This window comes from Pseudomonas frederiksbergensis (assembly GCF_003732665.1).
Lineage (GTDB): Bacteria > Pseudomonadota > Gammaproteobacteria > Pseudomonadales > Pseudomonadaceae > Aquipseudomonas > Aquipseudomonas frederiksbergensis_G.
Map to the genome: position 1 here is coordinate 481,626 of NZ_MOBP01000006.1, position 21,884 is coordinate 503,509.

20 protein-coding genes are annotated in these 21,884 nt (G+C 59.7%); 19 read left to right on the top strand and 1 reads right to left on the bottom strand.

The window, feature by feature from the left end; translation table 11 throughout:
• The first annotated feature begins 1 nt into the window (after position 1).
• The 13 genes from lpxD to ispD all read left to right on the top strand — a co-directional run bounded on the left by lpxD (position 2) and on the right by ispD (position 15,656).
• Complete coding sequence (lpxD, locus tag BK665_RS12170; protein WP_123405764.1) at positions 2-1,057, top strand: UDP-3-O-(3-hydroxymyristoyl)glucosamine N-acyltransferase; 1,056 nt, start codon at positions 2-4, stop codon at positions 1,055-1,057.
• 108 nt (positions 1,058-1,165) lie between these two features.
• Positions 1,166-1,606, top strand: coding sequence for a 3-hydroxyacyl-ACP dehydratase FabZ (fabZ, locus tag BK665_RS12175; protein ID WP_017336708.1), 441 nt, complete (start codon positions 1,166-1,168; stop codon positions 1,604-1,606).
• Positions 1,603-2,379 (top strand): acyl-ACP--UDP-N-acetylglucosamine O-acyltransferase, encoded by a 777-nt coding sequence (lpxA, locus tag BK665_RS12180; protein WP_123405766.1) that lies wholly within the window; start codon positions 1,603-1,605, stop codon positions 2,377-2,379. Before fabZ ends, lpxA begins: the two co-directional genes overlap by 4 nt.
• 2 nt (positions 2,380-2,381) lie before the next feature.
• Positions 2,382-3,512 carry a lipid-A-disaccharide synthase gene (lpxB, locus tag BK665_RS12185; protein WP_123405768.1) on the top strand — a complete coding sequence of 377 codons (1,131 nt, stop codon included), beginning with the start codon at positions 2,382-2,384 and terminating at the stop codon, positions 3,510-3,512.
• A gap of 11 nt (positions 3,513-3,523) precedes the next feature.
• Positions 3,524-4,150, top strand: a complete 627-nt coding sequence (rnhB, locus tag BK665_RS12190; RefSeq protein ID WP_054047172.1) for a ribonuclease HII — start codon at positions 3,524-3,526, stop codon at positions 4,148-4,150.
• Positions 4,151-4,226: 76 nt separating this feature from the next.
• On the top strand, positions 4,227-7,748 hold the full coding sequence (gene dnaE / locus BK665_RS12195) for a DNA polymerase III subunit alpha (RefSeq protein ID WP_123405770.1): 3,522 nt from the start codon (positions 4,227-4,229) through the stop codon (positions 7,746-7,748).
• A gap of 140 nt (positions 7,749-7,888) precedes the next feature.
• Complete coding sequence (locus tag BK665_RS12200) at positions 7,889-8,836, top strand: acetyl-CoA carboxylase carboxyltransferase subunit alpha (RefSeq protein WP_123405772.1); 948 nt, start codon at positions 7,889-7,891, stop codon at positions 8,834-8,836.
• 144 nt (positions 8,837-8,980) lie between these two features.
• Positions 8,981-10,297, top strand: a complete 1,317-nt coding sequence (tilS, locus tag BK665_RS12205) for a tRNA lysidine(34) synthetase TilS (RefSeq protein WP_123405774.1) — start codon at positions 8,981-8,983, stop codon at positions 10,295-10,297.
• A 274-nt stretch (positions 10,298-10,571) separates the two neighbouring features.
• Positions 10,572-12,203: a CTP synthase gene (gene pyrG / locus BK665_RS12210; RefSeq protein ID WP_123405776.1), complete on the top strand. Its 1,632-nt coding sequence runs from the start codon at positions 10,572-10,574 to the stop codon at positions 12,201-12,203.
• Positions 12,204-12,208: 5 nt separating this feature from the next.
• On the top strand, positions 12,209-13,054 hold the full coding sequence (kdsA, locus tag BK665_RS12215) for a 3-deoxy-8-phosphooctulonate synthase (protein WP_054047163.1): 846 nt from the start codon (positions 12,209-12,211) through the stop codon (positions 13,052-13,054).
• A gap of 156 nt (positions 13,055-13,210) precedes the next feature.
• Positions 13,211-14,500 carry a phosphopyruvate hydratase gene (eno, locus tag BK665_RS12220; RefSeq protein ID WP_123405778.1) on the top strand — a complete coding sequence of 430 codons (1,290 nt, stop codon included), beginning with the start codon at positions 13,211-13,213 and terminating at the stop codon, positions 14,498-14,500.
• A gap of 173 nt (positions 14,501-14,673) precedes the next feature.
• Complete coding sequence (gene ftsB / locus BK665_RS12225; RefSeq protein ID WP_008028992.1) at positions 14,674-14,952, top strand: cell division protein FtsB; 279 nt, start codon at positions 14,674-14,676, stop codon at positions 14,950-14,952.
• A complete protein-coding gene (ispD, locus tag BK665_RS12230) occupies positions 14,949-15,656 on the top strand; it encodes a 2-C-methyl-D-erythritol 4-phosphate cytidylyltransferase (protein WP_123405780.1) in 708 nt (235 codons plus the stop codon). Before ftsB ends, ispD begins: the two co-directional genes overlap by 4 nt.
• A 111-nt stretch (positions 15,657-15,767) precedes the next feature.
• Here ispD and BK665_RS12235 read toward each other — a convergent pair whose 3' ends face one another.
• A complete protein-coding gene (locus BK665_RS12235) occupies positions 15,768-16,664 on the bottom strand; it encodes a LysR family transcriptional regulator (RefSeq protein WP_123405782.1) in 897 nt (298 codons plus the stop codon).
• 107 nt (positions 16,665-16,771) lie between these two features.
• On the opposite strand from BK665_RS12235, the gene BK665_RS12240 reads away from it, so the two are divergent.
• The 6 genes from BK665_RS12240 to BK665_RS12265 all read left to right on the top strand — a co-directional run bounded on the left by BK665_RS12240 (position 16,772) and on the right by BK665_RS12265 (position 21,807).
• The gene (locus BK665_RS12240; RefSeq protein WP_008054058.1) at positions 16,772-17,884 is read left to right on the top strand and encodes an S-(hydroxymethyl)glutathione dehydrogenase/class III alcohol dehydrogenase; all 1,113 of its coding nucleotides are present in this window, start codon (positions 16,772-16,774) and stop codon (positions 17,882-17,884) included.
• A gap of 91 nt (positions 17,885-17,975) precedes the next feature.
• Entirely contained in the window at positions 17,976-18,821 is an 846-nt protein-coding gene (gene fghA, locus BK665_RS12245) for an S-formylglutathione hydrolase (protein WP_123405784.1), read from the top strand.
• A gap of 43 nt (positions 18,822-18,864) precedes the next feature.
• A complete protein-coding gene (ispF, locus tag BK665_RS12250; RefSeq protein WP_010462780.1) occupies positions 18,865-19,338 on the top strand; it encodes a 2-C-methyl-D-erythritol 2,4-cyclodiphosphate synthase in 474 nt (157 codons plus the stop codon).
• Positions 19,335-20,393, top strand: a complete 1,059-nt coding sequence (truD, locus tag BK665_RS12255; protein ID WP_123405786.1) for a tRNA pseudouridine(13) synthase TruD — start codon at positions 19,335-19,337, stop codon at positions 20,391-20,393. The genes ispF and truD overlap by 4 nt, the downstream gene beginning before the upstream one ends.
• Positions 20,381-21,130 (top strand): 5'/3'-nucleotidase SurE, encoded by a 750-nt coding sequence (surE, locus tag BK665_RS12260; RefSeq protein ID WP_123405788.1) that lies wholly within the window; start codon positions 20,381-20,383, stop codon positions 21,128-21,130. Before truD ends, surE begins: the two co-directional genes overlap by 13 nt.
• Positions 21,131-21,171: 41 nt before the next feature.
• Positions 21,172-21,807: a protein-L-isoaspartate(D-aspartate) O-methyltransferase gene (locus tag BK665_RS12265; protein WP_173860469.1), complete on the top strand. Its 636-nt coding sequence runs from the start codon at positions 21,172-21,174 to the stop codon at positions 21,805-21,807.
• Positions 21,808-21,884: the final 77 nt, after the last annotated feature.

The following is a 21,884-nucleotide window of genomic DNA, read 5'->3' on the forward strand; positions in this document are numbered from 1 at the left end:
CATGACAGCGACTATAAAGCTCGGCCAATTGGCCGAGTTCCTCGGCGCCACCCTACGTGGCGACCCGGAGAAAGAAATTACTGGGCTAGCCACTTTGCAAGAGGCTGGCCCAGCTCAGTTGAGCTTTCTGGCAAACCCTCAATACCGTAAATACCTGCCGGACAGTAAAGCTGCAGCCCTGTTGTTGAAGACGGCTGACGCTGAAGGTTTTGTCGGTAATGTGTTGGTCGTGCCTGATCCATACCTGGCGTACGCCCGGGTTTCCCATCTGTTCGATCCCAAGCCAAAAGCGCCTGCCGGTATTCATCCGACAGCGGTGGTAGCTCCGGACGCGGTGGTGGACCCGGCAGCAAGCATCGGTGCCTTCGCTGTGATCGAAAGCGGTGCGCGGATTGCGGCAGGTGTGACCGTCGGGGCGCATTGCTTCATTGGTGCGCGCTGCGAGATTGGCGAGGGCGGTTGGCTGGCTCCGCGGGTCACGCTGTACCACGACGTGCGCATTGGCAAGCGCGTGGTGATTCAATCCGGTGCCGTGCTTGGTGGTGAAGGTTTCGGTTTTGCCAACGAAAAAGGTGTCTGGCAGAAGATCGCCCAGATTGGTGGTGTGCTGGTGGGCGACGATGTGGAGATTGGCGTGAATACCGCCATCGACCGTGGCGCCCTGGCCGATACCATCCTTGGCAATGGTGTGAAGCTCGACAATCAGATCCAGATCGCTCACAACGTCCAGGTCGGTGATCACACCGCCATGGCGGCGTGCGTGGGCATCTCCGGCAGCACCAAGATCGGCAAGCACTGCATGCTGGCCGGCGGTGTCGGGCTGGTGGGGCATATCGAGATTTGCGACAACGTTTTCCTGACCGGGATGACCATGGTGACCCACTCGATTACCGAGCCGGGCTCGTATTCTTCCGGTACAGCCATGCAACCGGCTGCCGAGTGGCGCAAAAGCGCGGCACGCATCCGTCAGCTCGATGACATCGCGCGACGTCTGCGACAACTGGAAAAGCGAGTAGGGGAAGTGACCCCTGGCGGTAATGCTTCATCAGATGGCTGATACCATTTCCATATCAAGTGTGCACAGCCGCTAGACTGCCTCCTTGATTTGCTAGAGGGGTGCGCGTCCGTCGCGCGCTCCCAATCTTTACATAGGCTTCCCCCCGAAATGATGGACATCAACGAGATTCGCGAATACCTGCCTCACCGTTACCCGTTCCTGCTGGTGGACCGGGTCGTGGAACTGGATGTGGAAGGCAAGCGCATTCGCGCCTACAAGAATGTCAGCATCAACGAACCTTTCTTCAACGGTCACTTCCCTGCGCATCCAATCATGCCGGGCGTACTGATCATCGAAGCAATGGCTCAGGCTGCCGGTATCCTTGGTTTCAAAATGCTCGACGTGAAGCCTGCTGACGGCACGCTTTACTACTTCGTCGGCTCCGACAAGTTGCGTTTTCGCCAGCCTGTCACCCCAGGCGATCAGTTGATCCTCGAAGCCCGCTTCATCAGTTGCAAGCGCCAGATCTGGAAGTTCGAGTGCCAGGCTTCGGTCGACGGCAAGCCAGTCTGCTCCGCTGAAATCATCTGCGCGGAACGCAAACTATGAGTTTGATTGACCCTCGCGCAATCATCGATCCTACGGCCGTACTGGCTGAGGGTGTCGAAGTCGGCCCTTGGTCGATCGTCGGCGCAGGTGTGGAAATCGGCGAGGGGACAGTGATCGGGCCGCATGTGATTCTCAAGGGCCCGACCCGAATCGGTAAGCACAACCGCATCTACCAGTTTTCCTCGGTAGGTGAGGACACACCCGATCTGAAATACAAAGGCGAAGAAACCCGCCTGGTCATCGGTGACCACAACGTCATCCGCGAAGGCGTGACGATTCACCGTGGCACCGTGCAGGACCGCTCGGAAACCACTCTGGGTGATCACAACTTGATCATGGCCTATGCCCACATCGGCCATGACAGCGTGATCGGTAACCATTGCATCCTGGTCAACAACACCGCGTTGGCCGGCCATGTGCACGTTGAAGACTGGGCGATCCTGTCCGGCTTCACCCTGGTTCACCAGTATTGCCACATCGGCGCCCACAGCTTTTCCGGCATGGGTACTGCCATCGGCAAGGACGTTCCGGCGTACGTCACGGTATTCGGCAACCCCGCCGAAGCCCGCAGCATGAACTTCGAAGGCATGCGCCGTCGCGGTTTCAGCGAAGACGCGATCCACGCCCTGCGTCGTGCCTACAAGGTGGTTTACCGCCAGGGCCTGACGGTCGAGCAGGCACTCGCAGAATTGGCCGAACCTTCGGCGCAGTTTCCGGAAGTCGCGGTGTTCCGTGATTCCATTCAGTCTTCGACCCGCGGCATCACTCGTTAATCATGGCTAATCTGCGTATTGCGCTGGTAGCGGGTGAGGCTTCCGGTGACATTCTGGGCGCCGGTTTGATGCGTGCGCTCAAGGCCCGGCATCCGGCGGTGGAGTTCATCGGTGTCGGCGGCCCGCTGATGCAGGCTGAAGGCCTGACTTCCTACTTCCCGATGGAACGCCTTTCCGTGATGGGCCTGGTAGAGGTGCTGGGTCGCTTGCGCGAGCTGCTGGCCCGACGCAAGAAGCTGGTCGCGGACCTGATCGCCGAGAAGCCGGACGTGTTCATCGGTATCGATGCCCCGGACTTCACCCTCAATATCGAACTCAAGCTGCGTCAGGCCGGGATCAAGACCGTGCATTACGTCAGCCCGTCGGTCTGGGCCTGGCGGCAGAAGCGCGTGCTGAAGATTCGCGAAGGCTGCGACCTGATGCTGACGCTGTTCCCGTTCGAAGCGAAATTCTACGAAGAGAAAGGCGTGCCGGTACGGTTCGTCGGGCATTCCCTGGCCGATGCGATTCCGTTGCAAGCCGATCGCGCTGCGGCGCGGGCCGAGTTGGGCTTGCCCGATGGTCCGCTGGTGGCGCTAATGCCCGGCAGCCGTGGCGGCGAAGTGGGGCGCCTGGGGGCGTTGTTCCTCGACACCGCCCAGCGCCTGCGGGCCTTGCGCCCCGATGTGCGCTTTGTCATGCCGTGCGCCAGCCCCGAGCGTCGCGCCCAGCTCGAAGAGTTGTTGGCCGGCCGCGATCTGCCGCTGACCTTGCTTGACGGCAAATCCCACCTGGCTCTGGCGGCCTGCGACGCGGTGCTGATTGCTTCCGGCACGGCGACCCTCGAAGCGTTGCTGTACAAACGGCCGATGGTGGTCGCTTATCGCCTGGCACCGCTGACTTTCTGGATCCTCAAGCGCATGGTGAAAAGCCCTTACGTCTCGTTGCCGAACCTGCTGGCCCAGCGCCTGCTGGTGCCGGAGTTGTTGCAGGACGATGCCACGGTCGAAGCCCTGGCCCAGACCTTGTCGCCGCTGATCGATGGCGGAGAAGAACAGACCCGTGGCTTTGATGAAATCCACCGCACCTTGCGTCTGGATGCCTCCAACCAGGCGGCGGACGCCGTGCTGAATCTGATCGGCCAAGTACAATGAGTAAGACAAGCATGCAAATGGGGCTGGATTTCACCTTGGTCGCGGAAGTGGAAGATTTGGTTGCCGGTGTCGACGAAGTCGGTCGCGGTCCGCTCTGCGGCGCCGTGGTCACGGCTGCGGTGATTCTCGACCCGAATCGGCCGATCCTCGGCCTGAACGACTCGAAGAAGCTCACCGAAGCCCGCCGCGAAAAGCTCTACGACGAAATCTGCGAGAAGGCCCTGAGCTGGCACATCGCCCGGGCCGAAGTCGAAGAAATCGACGAGCTGAACATTCTGCACGCCACCATGCTGGCGATGCAGCGCGCCATCGAAGGCCTGCACATTCAGCCGAAACTGGCGATGATCGACGGCAACCGCTGCCCGAAACTGTCCATGCGTGCCGAAGCAGTGGTGCAGGGCGACGGCAAGGTGCCGGCCATCGCTGCCGCGTCGATCCTGGCCAAAGTCAGCCGTGACCGTGAAATGGCCGCTTTCGAATTGATCTACCCGGGTTACGGCATCGGTGGCCACAAAGGCTACCCGACCCCCGTTCATCTGGAAGCCCTGGCCCGTTTGGGGCCAACGCCGATCCATCGGCGCTCGTTCGCCCCGGTACGCCTGGCGTACGAGGCGCGGGAAAACCTGATCGAGAGTTAGTCGCAAGGCTGATGTTTTTTCCAAGGCCCGGTACAATCCGGGCCTTGTTGTTTTCATGACATAACGCAGGATCACTATGCCGGCTTCATTCGTTCACCTACGCCTGCACACTGAATATTCCCTGGTCGACGGTCTGGTGCGGATCAAACCGCTGGTCAAGACCCTGGTCGGCATGAACATGCCTGCCGTGGCGGTCACTGACCAGAACAACATGTGTTCCCTGGTCAAATTCTATAAGGCTTCCATGGGCGCAGGGATCAAGCCGATCTGCGGCGCCGACCTTTGGCTGTCGAACAAAGATCCGGACAACCCCCTGAGCCGGATCAGCCTGCTGGCGATGAACGCCGTGGGTTATCGCAACCTCACCGAACTGATCTCCCGTGGCTTCATCGACGGTCAGCGCAATGGCTCGATCATCATCGAGCGCGAGTGGGTGGCCGAAGCCAGCGAAGGCTTGATCATGCTGTCGGCGGCGAAAGAGGGCGAGATCGGCCTGGCCATGCTCGGTGGCAACCCCGCCGAAGCCGAAACCCTGGCCCGCGAGTGGATGGCGGTGTTCCCTGATCGCTTCTATCTGGAAATCCAGCGCACCAATCGCCCCAACGACGAAGAACAATTGCACGGCGCCGTGGCCCTGGCCGAGAAAATCGGCGCACCGCTGGTGGCGACCAACGACGTGCGCTTCATCAAGCAGGAAGACTTCGAAGCCCACGAAACCCGCGTTTGTATCGGTGAGGGCCGCGCCCTCGACGATCCGCGGCGTTCGAAAAACTACAGCGATCAGCAATACCTCAAAAGCGCCGAGGAAATGGCCGAGCTGTTCAGCGACATTCCCGAAGCGCTGGAAAACACCGTCGAGATCGCCAAGCGCTGCAACATCGAAGTGAAGCTGGGCAAACACTTCCTGCCCAACTTCCCGATCCCCGATGGCATGACCATCGACGAGTATTTCCGCAAGGTGTCCTTCGATGGCCTGGAAGAGCGCTTGAGCGTTCTTCTGCCCAAAGACACCACCGAAGACTACGAAGCCAAGCGTCAGGTCTACGTCGATCGGTTGAATTTCGAGCTGGATATCATTATCCAGATGGGCTTCCCCGGTTACTTCCTGATCGTGATGGACTTTATCCAGTGGGCCAAGAGCAACGGCGTGCCGGTAGGTCCGGGCCGGGGGTCGGGTGCCGGGTCGCTGGTGGCCTATGTGCAGAAGATCACCGACCTCGACCCGCTGGAATATGACCTGCTGTTCGAACGTTTCCTTAACCCGGAACGGGTATCGATGCCCGACTTCGACGTCGACTTCTGCATGGACGGGCGTGACCGGGTTATCGAATACGTGGCCGAGAAATACGGGCGCAACGCGGTCAGCCAGATCATCACCTTCGGTTCCATGGCCGCCAAGGCTGTGGTCCGCGACGTGGCGCGGGTGCAGGGCAAGTCCTACGGTTTGGCGGATCGTCTGTCGAAGATGATCCCGTTCGAAGTCGGCATGACCCTGGAAAAAGCCTACGAACAGGAGGAAATCCTGCGTGACTTCATCAAGGTTGATGAAGAGGCCGCGGAAATCTGGGAAATGGCCCGCAAGCTTGAAGGCGTTGTGCGTAACGTCGGCAAGCACGCCGGTGGTGTGGTTATCGCCCCGACCAAGTTGACTGACTTCTCGCCGATCTATTGCGATGAGGCCGGTGACGGTCTGGTCACCCAGTTCGACAAGGATGACGTCGAGGCCGCCGGTCTGGTGAAGTTCGACTTCCTCGGTCTGCGGACTCTGACGGTTATCGACTGGGCGCTGAAAACCATCAACCGTGATCGCGCCAAGGTTGATCAGCCGCCGCTGGACATCGCCTTCATCCCGCTGGATGACAAGCCGACGTACCAGTTGCTGCAAAAAGCTGAAACCACCGCCGTATTCCAGCTTGAATCCCGCGGCATGAAAGAGCTGATCAAAAAGCTCAAGCCCGACTGCCTGGAAGACTTGATCGCACTGGTGGCCCTGTTCCGTCCGGGCCCGCTGCAGTCAGGCATGGTTGACGACTTTATCAACCGTAAGCACGGTCGCGCCGAACTGGCGTACCCGCACTCGGACTATCAGTACGAAGGCCTCAAGCCGGTATTGGCACCGACTTACGGCATCATCCTGTATCAGGAACAGGTGATGCAGATTGCCCAGGTCATGGCCGGTTACACCCTCGGTGGTGCGGACATGCTGCGACGGGCCATGGGTAAGAAAAAACCCGAAGAAATGGCCAAGCAGCGCGGCGGTTTCATTGAAGGTTGCGCCACCAACAACATCGACGCCGACCTGGCCGGTAACATTTTCGATCTGGTAGAGAAATTCGCCGGTTACGGCTTCAACAAGTCTCACTCCGCCGCTTACGGTCTGGTGTCCTACCAGACGGCATGGCTGAAAACCCACTACCCGGCGCCGTTCATGGCCGCGGTACTGTCGGCGGATATGCACAACACCGACAAGGTCGTGACCTTGATCGAAGAAATTCGCACCATGAAGCTGCGTCTCGACGCGCCGGATGTGAATACTTCGGAATTCAAGTTCACGGTGAATGAGGAAGGCCGGATTATCTACGGCCTCGGCGCGATCAAAGGCGTGGGCGAAGGTCCGGTGGAAGCGATCACCGAGGCGCGTCAGGCCGGTCCGTTCAAGGATCTGTTCGATTTCTGCGCCCGGGTCGACCTCAAGCGCATCAACAAGCGCACCCTCGACGGTCTGATCCGCAGCGGTGCGCTGGATCGTCTCGGTCCTTACTTCCATGACGAGCAGAAGGCCTACCAGGCCAACATCGACCGTAACCGGGCAGTGTTGCTGAACGCCATGGAAGGGGCGATCAAGGCCGCCGAACAAACCTTGCGTACCAAAGACAGCGGTCACGTTGACCTGTTTGGCGGTCTGTTCGTCGAAGAAGACGCCGATGTCTACGCCAATAACCGCAAGGCCAAGGAACTGACCCTCAAGGAACGCCTGAAAGGGGAGAAAGACACCCTGGGCCTGTACCTGACCGGTCACCCGATCGACGAATACGAAGGCGAGATCCGCCGTTTCGCCCGCCAGCGCATCATCGACCTGAAACCGGCGCGGGACACCCAAACCGTCGCGGGGATGATCATCGCCCTGCGCGTGATGAAGAACAAAAAGGGCGACAAGATGGGGTTCATCACCCTTGACGACCGCTCGGGCCGGATCGAAGCTTCGTTGTTCGCCGAGGCGTTCCATTCCGCGCAGTCGCTGTTGCAGACCGACGCGATGGTGGTGGTCGAAGGCGAAGTCAGCAACGATGACTTCTCCGGTGGCTTGCGCCTGCGGGTCAAGCGGGTGATGAGCATGGAAGATGCGCGCACCAACCTGGCCGAAAGCTTGCGCCTGAAGCTGCATACCCAGGATTTGAAAGGCGATCAGCTACGCTGGCTGGGTGAGCTGTTCAAGCGTCACCGCGGTGCGTGCCCGATCACCATGGAGTACACCAGTCCTGATGCGAAGGCCTTGCTGCAGTTCGGCGAGACCTGGCGGATCGACCCGGCGGATGCCTTGATTCAAGCCCTGCGTGACCAGTTCGGGCGAGACAACGTCTTCCTCCAATACCGTTGACGGTCAGGCTCTGTTGAAAGGGCCTGATCTCGACCTGAATTTTTAATCTCGACCTGAACGCGCCTCTCCCTTAAGGTAGGGCGCGAATAGACAACCGGCCGGCCCAAGCTCTCTTGGATGTCGACCCAAGACGGACGCCTATGAACCCGAATTTTCTAGATTTCGAACAGCCGATCGCCGACCTGCAAGCCAAGATCGAAGAGTTGCGCTTGGTCGGTAATGACAATTCGCTGAATATCGGCGATGAGATCTCCCGCCTGCAAGACAAAAGCAGCACGCTGACCGAAGACATCTTCGGCAAGCTGACCAGCTGGCAGATCGCACGTCTGGCGCGTCACCCGAAACGTCCATACACCCTGGACTACATCGAACACATCTTCACCGAGTTCGACGAACTGCACGGCGACCGTCACTTCTCCGACGACGCTGCCATCGTTGGCGGCATTGCCCGTCTGGACGATGAGCCGGTGATGATCATCGGCCACCAGAAAGGCCGTGAAGTGCGCGAGAAGGTTCGCCGCAACTTCGGCATGCCGCGTCCGGAAGGCTACCGCAAGGCCTGCCGCCTGATGGAAATGGCCGAACGTTTCAAAATGCCGATCCTGACCTTCATCGACACCCCGGGCGCGTACCCAGGCATCGACGCCGAAGAGCGCAACCAGAGCGAAGCGATTGCCTGGAACCTGCGTGTCATGGCCCGTCTGAAGACCCCGATCATCGCCACCGTCATCGGTGAAGGTGGTTCCGGTGGTGCTTTGGCGATTGGTGTTTGCGATCAGTTGAACATGCTGCAGTACTCGACCTACGCGGTGATTTCGCCGGAAGGTTGCGCTTCGATTCTGTGGAAAACCGCCGAGAAAGCACCAGATGCCGCTGAAGCCATGGGCATCACCGCCGAGCGCCTGAAAGGCCTGGGCATCGTCGATAAAGTGATTGGCGAGCCTCTGGGCGGCGCCCACCGCGACCCGGCCGCTGCTGCTGCCTCGATCCGCGCCGAGCTGAGCTCGCAACTGGCGATGTTGAAGAAGTTCGATAACGAAGCGCTGCTCAAGCGTCGTTACGAACGACTGATGAGCTACGGTCTCTGATCTGACCTCGGCTTCAATGTGGGAGCGGGCTTGCTCGCGAAAGCGGTATAACAGTCGACTAATGTGTTGAATGTTGAGCCGCCTTCGCGAGCAAGCCCGCTCCCACATTTGATTTGTGCGAAGTGATCGATATGAGTCAGCCCCATGATTGATCTGTCTTCCAGGCTCCTGTTGAACCTCGAACCCTGGCGCACCGCCAATTCCTGGCGCATCGCCTTCTCCGGCGGCCTCGACTCCACCGTCCTGCTGCACCTTCTCGCACACCTCGCCAAAATCCATTCGCTGCCAGCGCTCAGCGCCCTCCATGTTCATCACGGTCTTCAAACTGTGGCCGATGCATGGCCGCAGCATTGCCAGTCCGTCTGTGACGCTCTCGGTGTACCGCTGCAGGTTGTCCGCGTTCAGGTTCAACCCGGCGCCAGCCTTGAGCGCGCCGCCCGTGATGCGCGTTATGGCGCCTTCATCGACGCGACTCGCGTCAATGACGTGCTGCTCACCGCCCAGCACCGTGACGACCAGGCCGAAACCCTGTTGTTTCGCCTGTTGCGCGGGGCCGGGGTGAGGGGGTTGTCGGGGATGCCGTGCGAGCGAGCCTTGGGTCAGGGGCATTTGCTTCGCCCGCTGCTGGACGTGACTCGGGCGGAGCTGGAGGCCTATGCCGCCGAGCATCAATTGAGCTGGATCGAAGATCCTTCGAACGAGGATCGGCAGTTCTCGCGTAATTACCTGCGCCATCAGGTGTTCCCGGTGTTGACCGAGCGCTGGCCGCAAGCGCATTCGACCATGGCCCGCAGCGCAGCGCATCTGCGCGAGGCCCAGGGGTTGCTCGATGAGTTGGCTTTGATCGATCTGACCGATGCGGGCAATCCCAGTGATTTCGATTGGCTGGGCTTGCGGTCCCTGGAACTGGCTTCATTGGCAAAGCTGTCCGACGCCCGTCAACGAAATGTCCTGAGTTACTGGTTGAAAACGCGAACCCGCCTGCCCGACAGCGACCATTGGTCGGGTTGGGAAAATCTTCGTGATGCCACGGGCGATGCGCGTCCGATCTGGCGACTGGCGGACGGTGAATTGCACCGGGCGGGCGGGCGAATCTGGTGGCTGTCCGGTGCCTGGTTGCGCACGCCGCCGGAGGTCGGGCGCTGGGCTGATCCCACGCTGCCGCTGTCGTTGCTCGATAACGGCCGGCTCACGCTGACCGGCCAGCTCCCCGATGGCCCGCTGCATATCCGCTATCGTGAGGGCGGTGAAATCATGATTTTGCCTGAGCGTGGTCACCGCGACTTGAAGCGTTTGCTTAATGAAAGAGGCGTACCGTTGTTTGCCCGTGGCAGATTGCCGCTGCTCTATCGCGGCGAGCAATTGCTGGCTGTGGCGGGGTTACGGGGGTTGGACGGCAGTGTGCCGGACGGCTGGAATTTGCATTGGTGGCCGCCGGGCGAAGATCAAGGTTTGAGCTGAAAGGGGCTTTCCGGTAGACTACGCTCCCTTCTTGATACAACTTCTGTGGATTCGCCTGAATTGCAGGAGTTGCCGATTACCAAGCAGTCTTTGCTGGGCGATTCCAAAAAATGTGTAGCGAGCAACGCACCGGTGTTTCATCTCCCGGTCTGTCCCAACGCGGCGGTTTTTTTGAAAGATGCACTGTGATTAATGCAGGTGATCGGGGGCTTCGGCCTTCCTTCGCTTTCCCCGGCGGCTCGGACCGCTTTAACGCAGACTTCTAGGGTTTTTCATGACGCGCTACATATTCGTCACGGGCGGTGTTGTTTCTTCATTGGGGAAAGGCATTGCCTCGGCTTCATTGGCGGCCATCCTGGAGGCGCGGGGACTTAAGGTCACCATGCTGAAGCTGGACCCGTACATCAACGTTGACCCGGGCACCATGAGCCCGTTCCAGCACGGTGAAGTGTTCGTCACCCACGACGGCGCCGAGACCGACCTGGACCTGGGCCACTACGAGCGGTTCATCCGCACGACCATGACCCAGAACAACAACTTCACCACCGGCCGTGTCTACGAACACGTGCTGCGCAAAGAGCGCCGTGGTGATTACCTGGGCGCTACCATCCAGGTGATCCCGCACATCACCGACGAAATCAAGCGCCGGATCATCAAGGGCGCCGGCGATGCCGACGTGGCCATGGTCGAGATCGGTGGCACCGTGGGTGACATCGAGTCGCAACCGTTCCTCGAAGCGATCCGTCAATTGCGTTTCGAAGTCGGCGCCAAGCGCGCGATGCTGATGCACCTGACGCTGGTGCCGTACATCGCCACCGCCGGCGAAACCAAAACCAAGCCTACCCAGCACTCGGTCAAGGAACTGCGTTCCATCGGCCTGCAGCCTGACGTGCTGGTCTGCCGCTCCGATCACCCGATTGATATCTCGTCCCGTCGCAAGATCGCGCAATTCACCAACGTTGAAGAACGTGCGGTGATTGCACTGGAAGACGCCGACACCATCTACAAGATCCCGGGCATCCTGCACTCCCAGGGCCTGGATGATTTTGTCGTCGAGCGTTTCGGCCTGCAATGTGGCGGCGCTGATCTGTCCGAGTGGGAAGCCGTGGTCGACGCCAAGCTCAACCCTGAGCACGAAGTCACCATCGCCATGGTCGGCAAGTACATGGAACTGCTGGACGCCTACAAGTCGCTGATCGAAGCGATGAGTCACGCCGGCATCAGCAACCGCACCAAGGTCAACCTGCGCTACATCGATTCCGAAGACATCGAAAACCAGGGCACCGCGCTGCTCGAAGGTGTCGACGCGATCCTCGTACCGGGTGGCTTCGGTCTGCGTGGCGTGGAAGGCAAGATCACCGCCGTCCAATACGCTCGCGAAAACAAGGTTCCGTACCTGGGCATCTGCCTGGGCATGCAAGTGGCCGTGATCGAGTTCGCTCGTAACGTGCTGGGCTGGAAAGACGCCAACTCCACCGAGTTCGATCGCACCAGCGGTCATCCGGTCGTGGGTCTGATCACCGAGTGGGAAGATGCCACCGGCGCCGTTGAAACCCGTACCGAAGCGTCCGACCTGGGCGGCACCATGCGCCTCGGCGCACAGGATTGCCTGCTGGAACCGGGTTCGCTGGTTCACGATTGCTACGCCAAGGACGTGATCGTCGAGCGTCACCGTCATCGCTACGAAGTGAACAACAACCTGCTGCCGCAAATCATGGAAGCCGGCCTGAAAATCTCCGGTCGTTCCGGTGATGGCGCGCTGGTTGAAGTGGTTGAAGCCCCGGATCATCCTTGGTTCGTCGCTTGCCAATTCCACCCTGAGTTCACCTCGACCCCGCGCGACGGCCACCCGCTGTTCACCGGTTTCGTCAAAGCAGCGCTGACTCAACACCAGAAGAAGGCATAAATCCGATGGCGCAGAAGATCATCCGTGTAGGCGATATCGAGATTGCCAACGACAAGCCAATGGTGCTTTTCGGTGGCATGAACGTGCTGGAAAGCCGCGACATGGCGATGCAGGTCTGCGAAGAGTACGTGAAGGTTACCGAGAAACTCGGTATCCCTTACGTGTTCAAGGCCAGCTTCGACAAGGCTAACCGTTCCTCCGTGACCTCTTACCGTGGCCCCGGCCTGGAAGAAGGCATGCGGATCTTCCAGGACATCAAGCAAGCCTTCGGCGTGCCGATCATCACCGACGTCCACGAGCCTGAGCAGGCCGCGGTCGTCGCTGAAGTCTGCGACATCATCCAGTTGCCGGCCTTCCTGTCGCGCCAGACCGACCTCGTGGTCGCGATGGCCAAGACCGGCGCGGTGATCAACATCAAGAAAGCCCAGTTCCTTGCGCCGCACGAGATGAAACACATCTTGAGCAAGTGCGTGGAAGCGGGTAACGATCAGTTGATCCTCTGCGAACGCGGTTCGAGCTTCGGCTACAACAACCTGGTCGTCGACATGCTCGGCTTCGGCATCATGAAGCAGTTCGAATACCCGGTGTTCTTCGACGTGACCCATTCGCTGCAAATGCCTGGCGGTCGCTCCGATTCCGCTGGCGGTCGCCGTGCCCAGGTCACCGATCTGGCCAAGGCTGGCATCAGCCAGTCGCTGGCGGGCCTGTTCCTCGAAGCCCACCCGGATCCGGACAATGCCAAATGCGACGGCCCTTGCGCCTTGCGTCTGGACAAACTGGAGCCATTCCTGGCCCAGCTCAAAGCTTTGGACGAACTGGTGAAGAGTTTTCCGACGGTAGAAACCGCGTAATCCTCATTTCTCCGGTAAAGTACCGCACGAATTAATGCTCAGGCCCTCGGGTCTGAGCCTTATCGTCCGCAAGTCTGCCCGCTGCACATTACTTGCCGGCGATACAAGATTTCCTTCAGCTGCGTCGTTTTCGTCAACTTTGGAGTGTTTACAACAATGGCAAAAATCGTCGACATCAAAGGTCGTGAAGTTCTCGACTCCCGTGGCAATCCCACCGTCGAAGCGGACGTGCTTCTCGATAACGGCATCATCGGCAGCGCTTGCGCGCCGTCCGGTGCTTCCACTGGCTCGCGTGAAGCACTCGAGCTGCGTGATGGCGACAAGAGCCGTTACCTGGGCAAGGGCGTACTCAAAGCCGTAGGCAACATCAACGGTCCGATTCGCGACCTGCTGTTGGGTAAAGACCCAAGCGACCAGAAAGCCCTCGATCACGCGATGATCAAGCTCGACGGTACTGAAAACAAAGGTTCCCTGGGCGCTAACGCGATCCTCGCCGTTTCCCTGGCCGCAGCCAAGGCCGCAGCACAGGACCAGGATCTGCCGCTGTACGCTCACATCGCCAACCTGAACGGCACGCCGGGTGTTTACTCGATGCCGGTTCCGATGATGAACATCATCAACGGTGGCGAGCACGCCGATAACAACGTCGACATTCAGGAATTCATGGTTCAACCGGTTGGCGCCAAGTCTTTCTCGGAAGGCCTGCGCATGGGCACCGAGATTTTCCATCACCTCAAAGCTGTGCTGAAGGCTCGCGGCCTGAGCACTGCCGTCGGCGACGAAGGTGGTTTCGCACCAAACCTGGCTTCCAACGAAGACGCGTTGAAAGTAATCTCCGAAGCCGTGGCTAACGCCGGTTACAAGCTGGGCACCGACGTGACCCTGGCCCTGGACTGCGCGGCCAGCGAATTCTACGAAGACGGTAAATACAACCTGGCCGGCGAAGGCCATGTGTTCACCTCCGAAGGTTTCGCTGATTACCTCAAAGGCCTGACCGAGCGCTACCCGATCATCTCCATCGAAGATGGCCTGGACGAGTCCGACTGGGCAGGCTGGAAAGTACTCACCGACAAAATCGGCGAGAAAATCCAACTGGTGGGCGATGACCTGTTCGTGACCAACACCAAGATCCTGAAAGAAGGCATCGATAAAAAGATCGCCAACTCGATCCTGATCAAGTTCAACCAGATCGGCACCCTGACCGAAACCCTGGAAGCCATCCAGATGGCCAAGGCCGCTGGTTACACCGCCGTGATCTCGCACCGCTCCGGCGAAACCGAAGATTCGACCATTGCCGACCTGGCTGTGGGCACCTCGGCTGGCCAGATCAAGACCGGCTCCCTGTGCCGTTCCGATCGCGTTTCCAAGTACAACCAACTGCTGCGTATCGAAGAGCAGTTGAACGGCAAAGCCAAGTACAACGGTCGCAGCGAATTCCGCGGCTAAGCGGTACGTGGTAAAAAAAGACACCGGATTGTGTCGGAAAAATCGCTACAGCGATGGATTTGCCACTAATCTGATGCCTTAAGAGCACAAGCCTGGGTCTACCAGGCTTCGTGCTATCAGAAGCTTCATAGTTTTGGCATGGCTGTCTTTTTTCACTGGATACCTGATATTCGATGCGCAGTCCCAATTGGTTGTTCCTCGTCTTGCTCCTGCTGCTGGCTGGCCTGCAGTACCGCCTGTGGGTGGGAAATGGCAGCCTGGCGCAAGTCGCCGAGCTGACTCAGCAGATCGCGGATCAACACGCTGAGAATGAAGGCTTGCTGGAACGCAATCGGGTGATGGACGCCGAAGTCAGCGAGTTGAAAAAAGGCATGGAGACCGTTGAAGAACGGGCTCGTCATGAGCTGGGCATGGTCAAGGACGGTGAAACCCTTTACCAGTTGGCTCAATGATCCAGACGTTACCGGCCTTCTGGGCCGTGATTCCTGCCGCGGGCGTCGGTGCCCGTATGGCCGCGGACCGTCCCAAGCAATACTTGCAACTGGGCGGGCGCACTATTCTCGAACACAGCCTCGGCTGTTTCCTTGATCATCCGTCCCTGAAGGGGTTGGTGGTCAGTCTTGCGATCGATGATCCTTATTGGCCTAACCTGGCTTGTGCTTGCGACGCTCGCATTCAGCGGGTCGAGGGTGGCGCGGAGCGTTCCGGGTCGGTGCTCAATGCGTTGCTGCATTTGCACGCGTTGGGGGCTGACGATGAGGATTGGGTGTTGGTCCACGACGCCGCCCGGCCGAACCTGGCCCGGGACGATCTTGATAAATTGCTGAGTGAACTGGCTGACGACCCGGTCGGTGGTTTGTTGGCAGTGCCTGCCCGGGACACCCTCAAGCGTGTCGACAAAAACGGGCGTGTGGTTGAAACCGTGGATCGAAGCGTGATCTGGCAGGCTTATACGCCGCAGATGTTTCGCCTGGGGGCGTTGCATCGGGCTTTGGCGGACAGTCTGGTCGCGGATGTGGTGATCACTGATGAAGCTTCTGCGATGGAATGGTCGGGGATGGCGCCGCGCTTGATCGAGGGGCGATCCGACAATATCAAGGTCACCCGGCCTGAAGACCTCGAATGGCTACGTCAGCGTTGGGCTAACCGTCCCTGAAAGATCGCAGCCTCGTTGCACTCGACAGCTCCTACAGGTGCCGTACGGTGAACGCGAACAGTGTAGGAGCTGTCGAGTGCAACGAGGCTGCGATCTTTTGATCTTCAATCCTCACACTCGGTATTCCGGCCGCTCCGCCAACCCTTCCTTCAAATAATCCACCAACTTGCGCACCTTCGGCGACAAATGCCGTTGCTGTGGATAAAGCGCCCACACCGCTGTGTTCGGCGGTTGATGCGCTTCCAGCAGTGAAATCAACGCACCGCTGTGCAGGTGCTCCAGCACGTAATAATCCGGCAACTGACACAACCCGACACCTTGCAGCGCCGCATCCAACACCGCTTGCCCACTGTTGCAGCGCCAGTTTCCCTGCACCCGTTGCGAAAATTCCCGCCCGTTCTGTTCCAGTTGCCACAGGTCCGAACTGCCGATGAGGCAATTGTGCCGGCTCAATTCCGACAAGCTGTGTGGGCGGCCGTACCGTTCCAGGTAGGAAGGTGACGCGCACAGGTACATGCGCCGCGGTGCCAGGCGTGTTGCCACGAGTCGTGAGTCTTGCAGGCGGCCGAGGCGGATCGCCAAGTCCAGGCCTTCGTGCACCAGATCGAGTTGGCGGTTGCTCAGTTCAATGTCGATGCGCAATTGCGGATAGAGCCCCATGAAGCGGGTCACCAGCGGCACGATAAATCGTTCGCCATACGCCACGGCGCAAGTCATGCGCAACATGCCCTTGGGTTCGCTGGTCAGGTCACCGACCGCGCGCAGCGCTTCTTCTCGTCCGTCCTGCAAACGCTGGCAATGTTGCAGGAAGGTTTGTCCGGCCTCGGTCAGGGTGACCCGGCGGGTGCTGCGGTACAGCAGGCGCGTCTGAAGGCGTTCTTCCAGGCGTACGATTTGTCGACTCACATGGGAGGACGAAACCCCAAGACGTTCGGCAGCAGCGGTGAACTGGCTGCATTCGGCGACGGCGACAAACTCGTCGATCCCTTCCCAGCGGTTTTCGGACATTTAGGATTATCCCTGTACGGCAATAATATTTTGCATTTGTCCCGATTATTCATCGTACGGCTGTGTATTACACTCCTTGTCTCGTTTTTATTCACTGGAGAGTCAGCATGATCAAGTCGCGCGCCGCCGTTGCCTTCGAGGCCAAGAAACCCCTCGAGATCGTTGAAGTCGATGTCGCCATGCCGAAGGCCGGTGAAGTCCTGTTGCGCGTCGTCGCTTCCGGTGTTTGCCACACCGATGCCTACACTTTGTCCGGGGCTGACCCGGAAGGCATCTTTCCGTCGATCCTGGGTCATGAAGGTGGCGCCATCGTCGAAGCCATCGGCGAGGGCGTTACCTCGGTCGCTGTCGGCGATCACGTGATCCCGCTGTACACCCCTGAGTGCCGCCAGTGCAAATTCTGCCTGTCAGGCAAAACCAACCTCTGCCAGGCCATTCGCGCCACCCAGGGCAAAGGCCTGATGCCAGATGGCACGTCGCGTTTTTCCTACAAGGGCCAGCCGATTTTCCACTACATGGGGACCTCAACCTTCTCCGAATACACCGTGCTGCCGGAAATCTCCGTGGCCAAGATTGCAAAAGAAGCACCCCTGGAAAAAGTCTGCCTGCTGGGTTGCGGCGTCACCACCGGCATCGGCGCGGTGCTCAATACCGCCAAGGTAAAACCCGGTGACACCGTGGCCATCTTCGGCCTCGGCGGCATCGGTCTGTCCGCCGTGATCGGCGCGGTGAAAGCCAAGGCTGCACGGATCATCGCCATCGACATCAACCCGGCCAAGTTCGAAATCGCCAAGCAACTGGGTGCAACCGATTGCGTGAACCCGAAGGACTTCGATCGTCCGATCCAGGAAGTGATCGTTGACATGACCGATGGCGGTGTCGACTTTTCCTTCGAGTGCATCGGCAACGTGCAGTTGATGCGTGCGGCCCTGGAGTGCTGCCACAAAGGCTGGGGCGAGTCGGTGATCATCGGCGTGGCTGGTGCCGGCCAGGAGATTTCCACCCGTCCGTTCCAGCTGGTCACCGGTCGCGTCTGGCGCGGTTCGGCGTTTGGCGGCGTGCGCGGTCGTACCGAGTTGCCAAGCTATGTGGAAATGGCCGAAACCGGCGAGATCCCGCTGGATACCTTCATCACCCACACCATGGGCCTGGAAGATATCAACAAGGCGTTCGACCTGATGCATGAAGGCAAGAGCATCCGTTCCGTCATCCATTTCTAAGAAGCAGCGGTTAGCTGCAAGCCATAAGCTGCAAGAGAGCGCGCCTCGACTTGCAGCTTTAAGCTTGTGGCTTACAGCTGGGAGCACTCCCATGAGTCTGGAAAACATCTCCTGCCAGAAAAGCTTCGGCGGCTGGCACAAACGCTATCGGCACCGCTCCGACGTGCTCGGCTGCGACATGGTGTTCGCCGTGTACCTGCCGCCGCAAGCGGAGCAGGGCGGCAAGTTGCCGGTGCTGTACTGGCTGTCCGGCCTGACCTGCACCGACGAGAACTTCATGCACAAGGCCGGCGCCCTGCGCATGGCCGCTGAACTTGGGCTGATTATCGTTGCGCCGGACACCAGCCCCCGTGGTGCCGATGTGCCGGGTGATCCGGACGGCGCGTGGGACTTCGGGCTCGGCGCCGGGTTCTATCTGAATGCCACGCAGGAACCGTGGTCCCGGCACTATCGGATGCATGACTACGTGGTGCAGGAATTGCCGGCATTGGTCGAAGCGCATTTCCCTGCTTCGGAGAAACGCGGCATCAGCGGCCACTCCATGGGCGGCCACGGTGCATTGGTCTGTGCGCTGCGCAATCCGGGGCGTTATCAGTCGGTGTCGGCGTTTTCGCCGATCAACAATCCGATGGATTGCCCGTGGGGCCAGAAGGCTTTTTCTCGCTACCTGGGCGAAGACCGTTCGAAATGGCGCGAATGGGATGCCTGCGCCTTGATCGCCGAGGCCGATGAGCAGCTACCGTTGCTGGTCGACCAAGGTGATCGTGACGATTTCCTCGCTACCCAGCTAAAGCCTGAAGCCCTGCAACAAGCGGCTAAACTGGCGGGTCATCCGCTGACGTTGCGCCTGCAACCGGGCTACGACCACAGCTATTTCTTCATCGCCAGCTTCATTGACGACCACTTGCAGCATCACGCACGCGCCCTAGGCCTTTAATGCAGGTAGAATCACGCCCTGACAAAAATCGGGGCGTTTTTTTATGCGTATTGGCCACGGCTATGATGTGCACCGTTTCGCTGAAGGCGATTTCATTACTCTGGGCGGCGTGCGAATCGCACACGGCTTCGGGCTGCTCGCTCACTCCGACGGTGACGTCCTGCTGCACGCCTTGAGCGATGCCTTGCTCGGCGCCGCTGCGCTGGGTGATATCGGCAAGCACTTCCCGGACACCGACCCGACATTCAAGGGCGCCGACAGCCGTGTGCTGTTGCGTCACGTCGTCGCACTGATCCATGCCAAGGGCTGGAAAGTCGGCAACGTCGATAACACCATCGTCGCCCAGGCGCCGAAAATGGCCCCGCATATCGAATCGATGCGCGCGCTGATTGCCGCGGATCTTCAAGTTGAGTTGGATCAAGTGAACGTGAAAGCTACCACCACCGAAAAGCTTGGCTTTGTCGGTCGCGAAGAAGGCATTGCCGTGCATTCCGTTGCCTTGTTGCTGCGCGCATGAACGAGGCACAACTGCTCGGCCCGCGTGCCTATGGCGAAGCCCTCGGCACAGCGGTACTGAAAGCCACGGCTGAAGATTTCCAGGTTGACGAAGTGCTCAATATTCCTTTGAGTGGCGATGGCGAACACCTGTGGATCTGGGTGGAAAAGCGCGGTCTGAACACCGAAGAAGCAGCACGGCGGATAGCCAAGGCTGCGGGCGTGCCATTGCGCACCGTCAGTTACGCGGGTCTCAAGGACCGTCAGGCGCTGACTCGCCAGTGGTTCAGCGTGCAACTGCCGGGCAAGGCCGATCCTGATCTGTCGGCAGCGGAAAACGATACGCTGAAGATCCTCAAGACCGGCCGGCATAAACGCAAGCTGCAACGCGGTGCTCACTCGGCCAACGGTTTCACCTTGCGTCTGACCCAATTTTCCGGTGACAAGGCCGCGATTGAAGAACGCCTGCAACTGATCGCCGAAAAAGGTATTCCCAATTATTTCGGCGCCCAGCGTTTCGGGTTCGACGGCGGCAACGTGGTCGATGCCCGGGCCTGGGCGGCGCGCAAGGCGTTGCCGGAGCAGCGCAACGTGCGTTCGCGCCTGCTCTCCACTGCCCGCAGTTTTCTGTTCAATCAAGTGCTGGCGGCACGTGTAGCGGATGGTACTTGGCAGCGTGCCCAGGTCGGCGATTTACTGGCCTTCACCGACAGCCGCAGCTTTTTTCCGGCAGGTGAAGCCGAATGCAGCGATCCGCGCCTGGCGATTCTTGACCTGCATCCGACCGGCCCGCAGTGGGGCGAAGGTGACTCGCCGACCACGGGCGCTGTCCATGAACTGGAGCAGGCAATCGCCAGCCGCGAAGCAGACTTGCGCGATTGGTTGATTAACGCCGGTATGAGCCACGAACGTCGCATCCTGCGGCTGCCCATTGGTGGGTTGACGTGGCATTATCCCGAGCCTGACATTCTGCAACTGGAATTCGTCCTCCCGGCCGGATGCTTCGCCACCGTATTGGTGCGCGAACTCGTCGATCTGGTGCCGGTGGGGCAGACGGACAGCCCATGCGTATTCTGATTTCTAACGACGATGGGGTAACCGCACCCGGTCTCGCCGCGCTTTATGCTGCGCTGGCGGATTACACCGAATGCGTGGTTATCGCCCCGGACCAAGACAAAAGCGGCGCCAGCAGCTCGCTGACGCTCGACCGTCCGTTGCACCCGCAAACCCTGGCCAACGGCTTTATCAGCCTCAATGGCACACCCACCGATTGCGTGCACCTGGGCCTTAACGGCTTGCTGGAGCGCGAACCGGACATGGTGGTTTCCGGTATCAACCTGGGCGCTAACCTGGGGGATGACGTGCTGTATTCCGGCACCGTGGCGGCGGCCCTTGAAGGTCGCTTCCTGGAGCGTCCTTCGTTTGCCTTTTCGTTGGTCTCACGGCAAATAGAGAACCTTCCCACAGCCGCCTACTTTGCGCGCAAACTGGTCGAAGCCCATGCTGACCTCCGGCTGCCACCGCGCACGGTGCTGAACGTGAATATTCCCAACTTGCCGCTGGATCATATCCGTGGCATCCAGTTGACCCGCCTCGGGCATCGCGCCCGCGCGGCGGCGCCCATAAAAGTCGTCGATCCACGGGGCAAGTCCGGCTATTGGATTGCCGCCTCAGGGGACGCCGAAGACGGCGGCCCGGGCACTGATTTCCATGCGGTGATGCAGGGCTATGTCTCAATCACTCCACTACAACTGGATCGCACCTTCAATGATGCCTTCAGAAGTCTCGATGGCTGGCTGGAGGGGCTGCGTTAATGTCTCGTGAACAAGACGATATGCTGCGTCGCGGCATCGGGATGACCTCTCAACGCACCCGCGAACGCCTGATTCAGCGGCTGTATGAAGAGGGGATTTCCAACGCCAAGGTGCTGGAAGTCATCCGCCGTACTCCGCGCCACCTGTTCGTCGACGAGGCGTTGGCCCACCGCGCCTACGAAGACACGGCGCTGCCGATCGGCAACAACCAGACCATCTCCCAGCCTTATATGGTGGCGCGCATGAGCGAGCTGCTGCTGGAGGCCGGTCCGCTGGACAAGGTGATGGAGATCGGCACCGGTTCGGGTTACCAGACCGCCGTGTTGTCGCAACTGGTGGAGCGGGTGTTTTCCGTGGAGCGCATCAAGGTGTTGCAAGATCGGGCCAAGGAACGCCTGGTGGAGCTGAACCTGCGCAACGTGGTGTTCCGCTGGGGCGATGGCTGGGAAGGCTGGCCGGCACTGGCCCCGTATAACGGCATTATCGTCACCGCCGTCGCCACGGATGTGCCCCAGGCACTGCTCGATCAGTTGGCGCCGGGCGGGCGCCTGGTGATTCCGGTGGGTTCCGGAGAGGTCCAGCAATTGATGCTGATCATCCGCGAAGAACAGGGCTTTTCCCGGCGCGTTTTGGGGGCGGTACGCTTCGTGCCATTGCTCAACGGGCCACTGGCCTGAGCATTTGTTTTGCCGCGCTGAATTCTCTGCGATTGCCCCTGTCTTACAGCGGCATCGATTCGTTAAACGGGATTTAT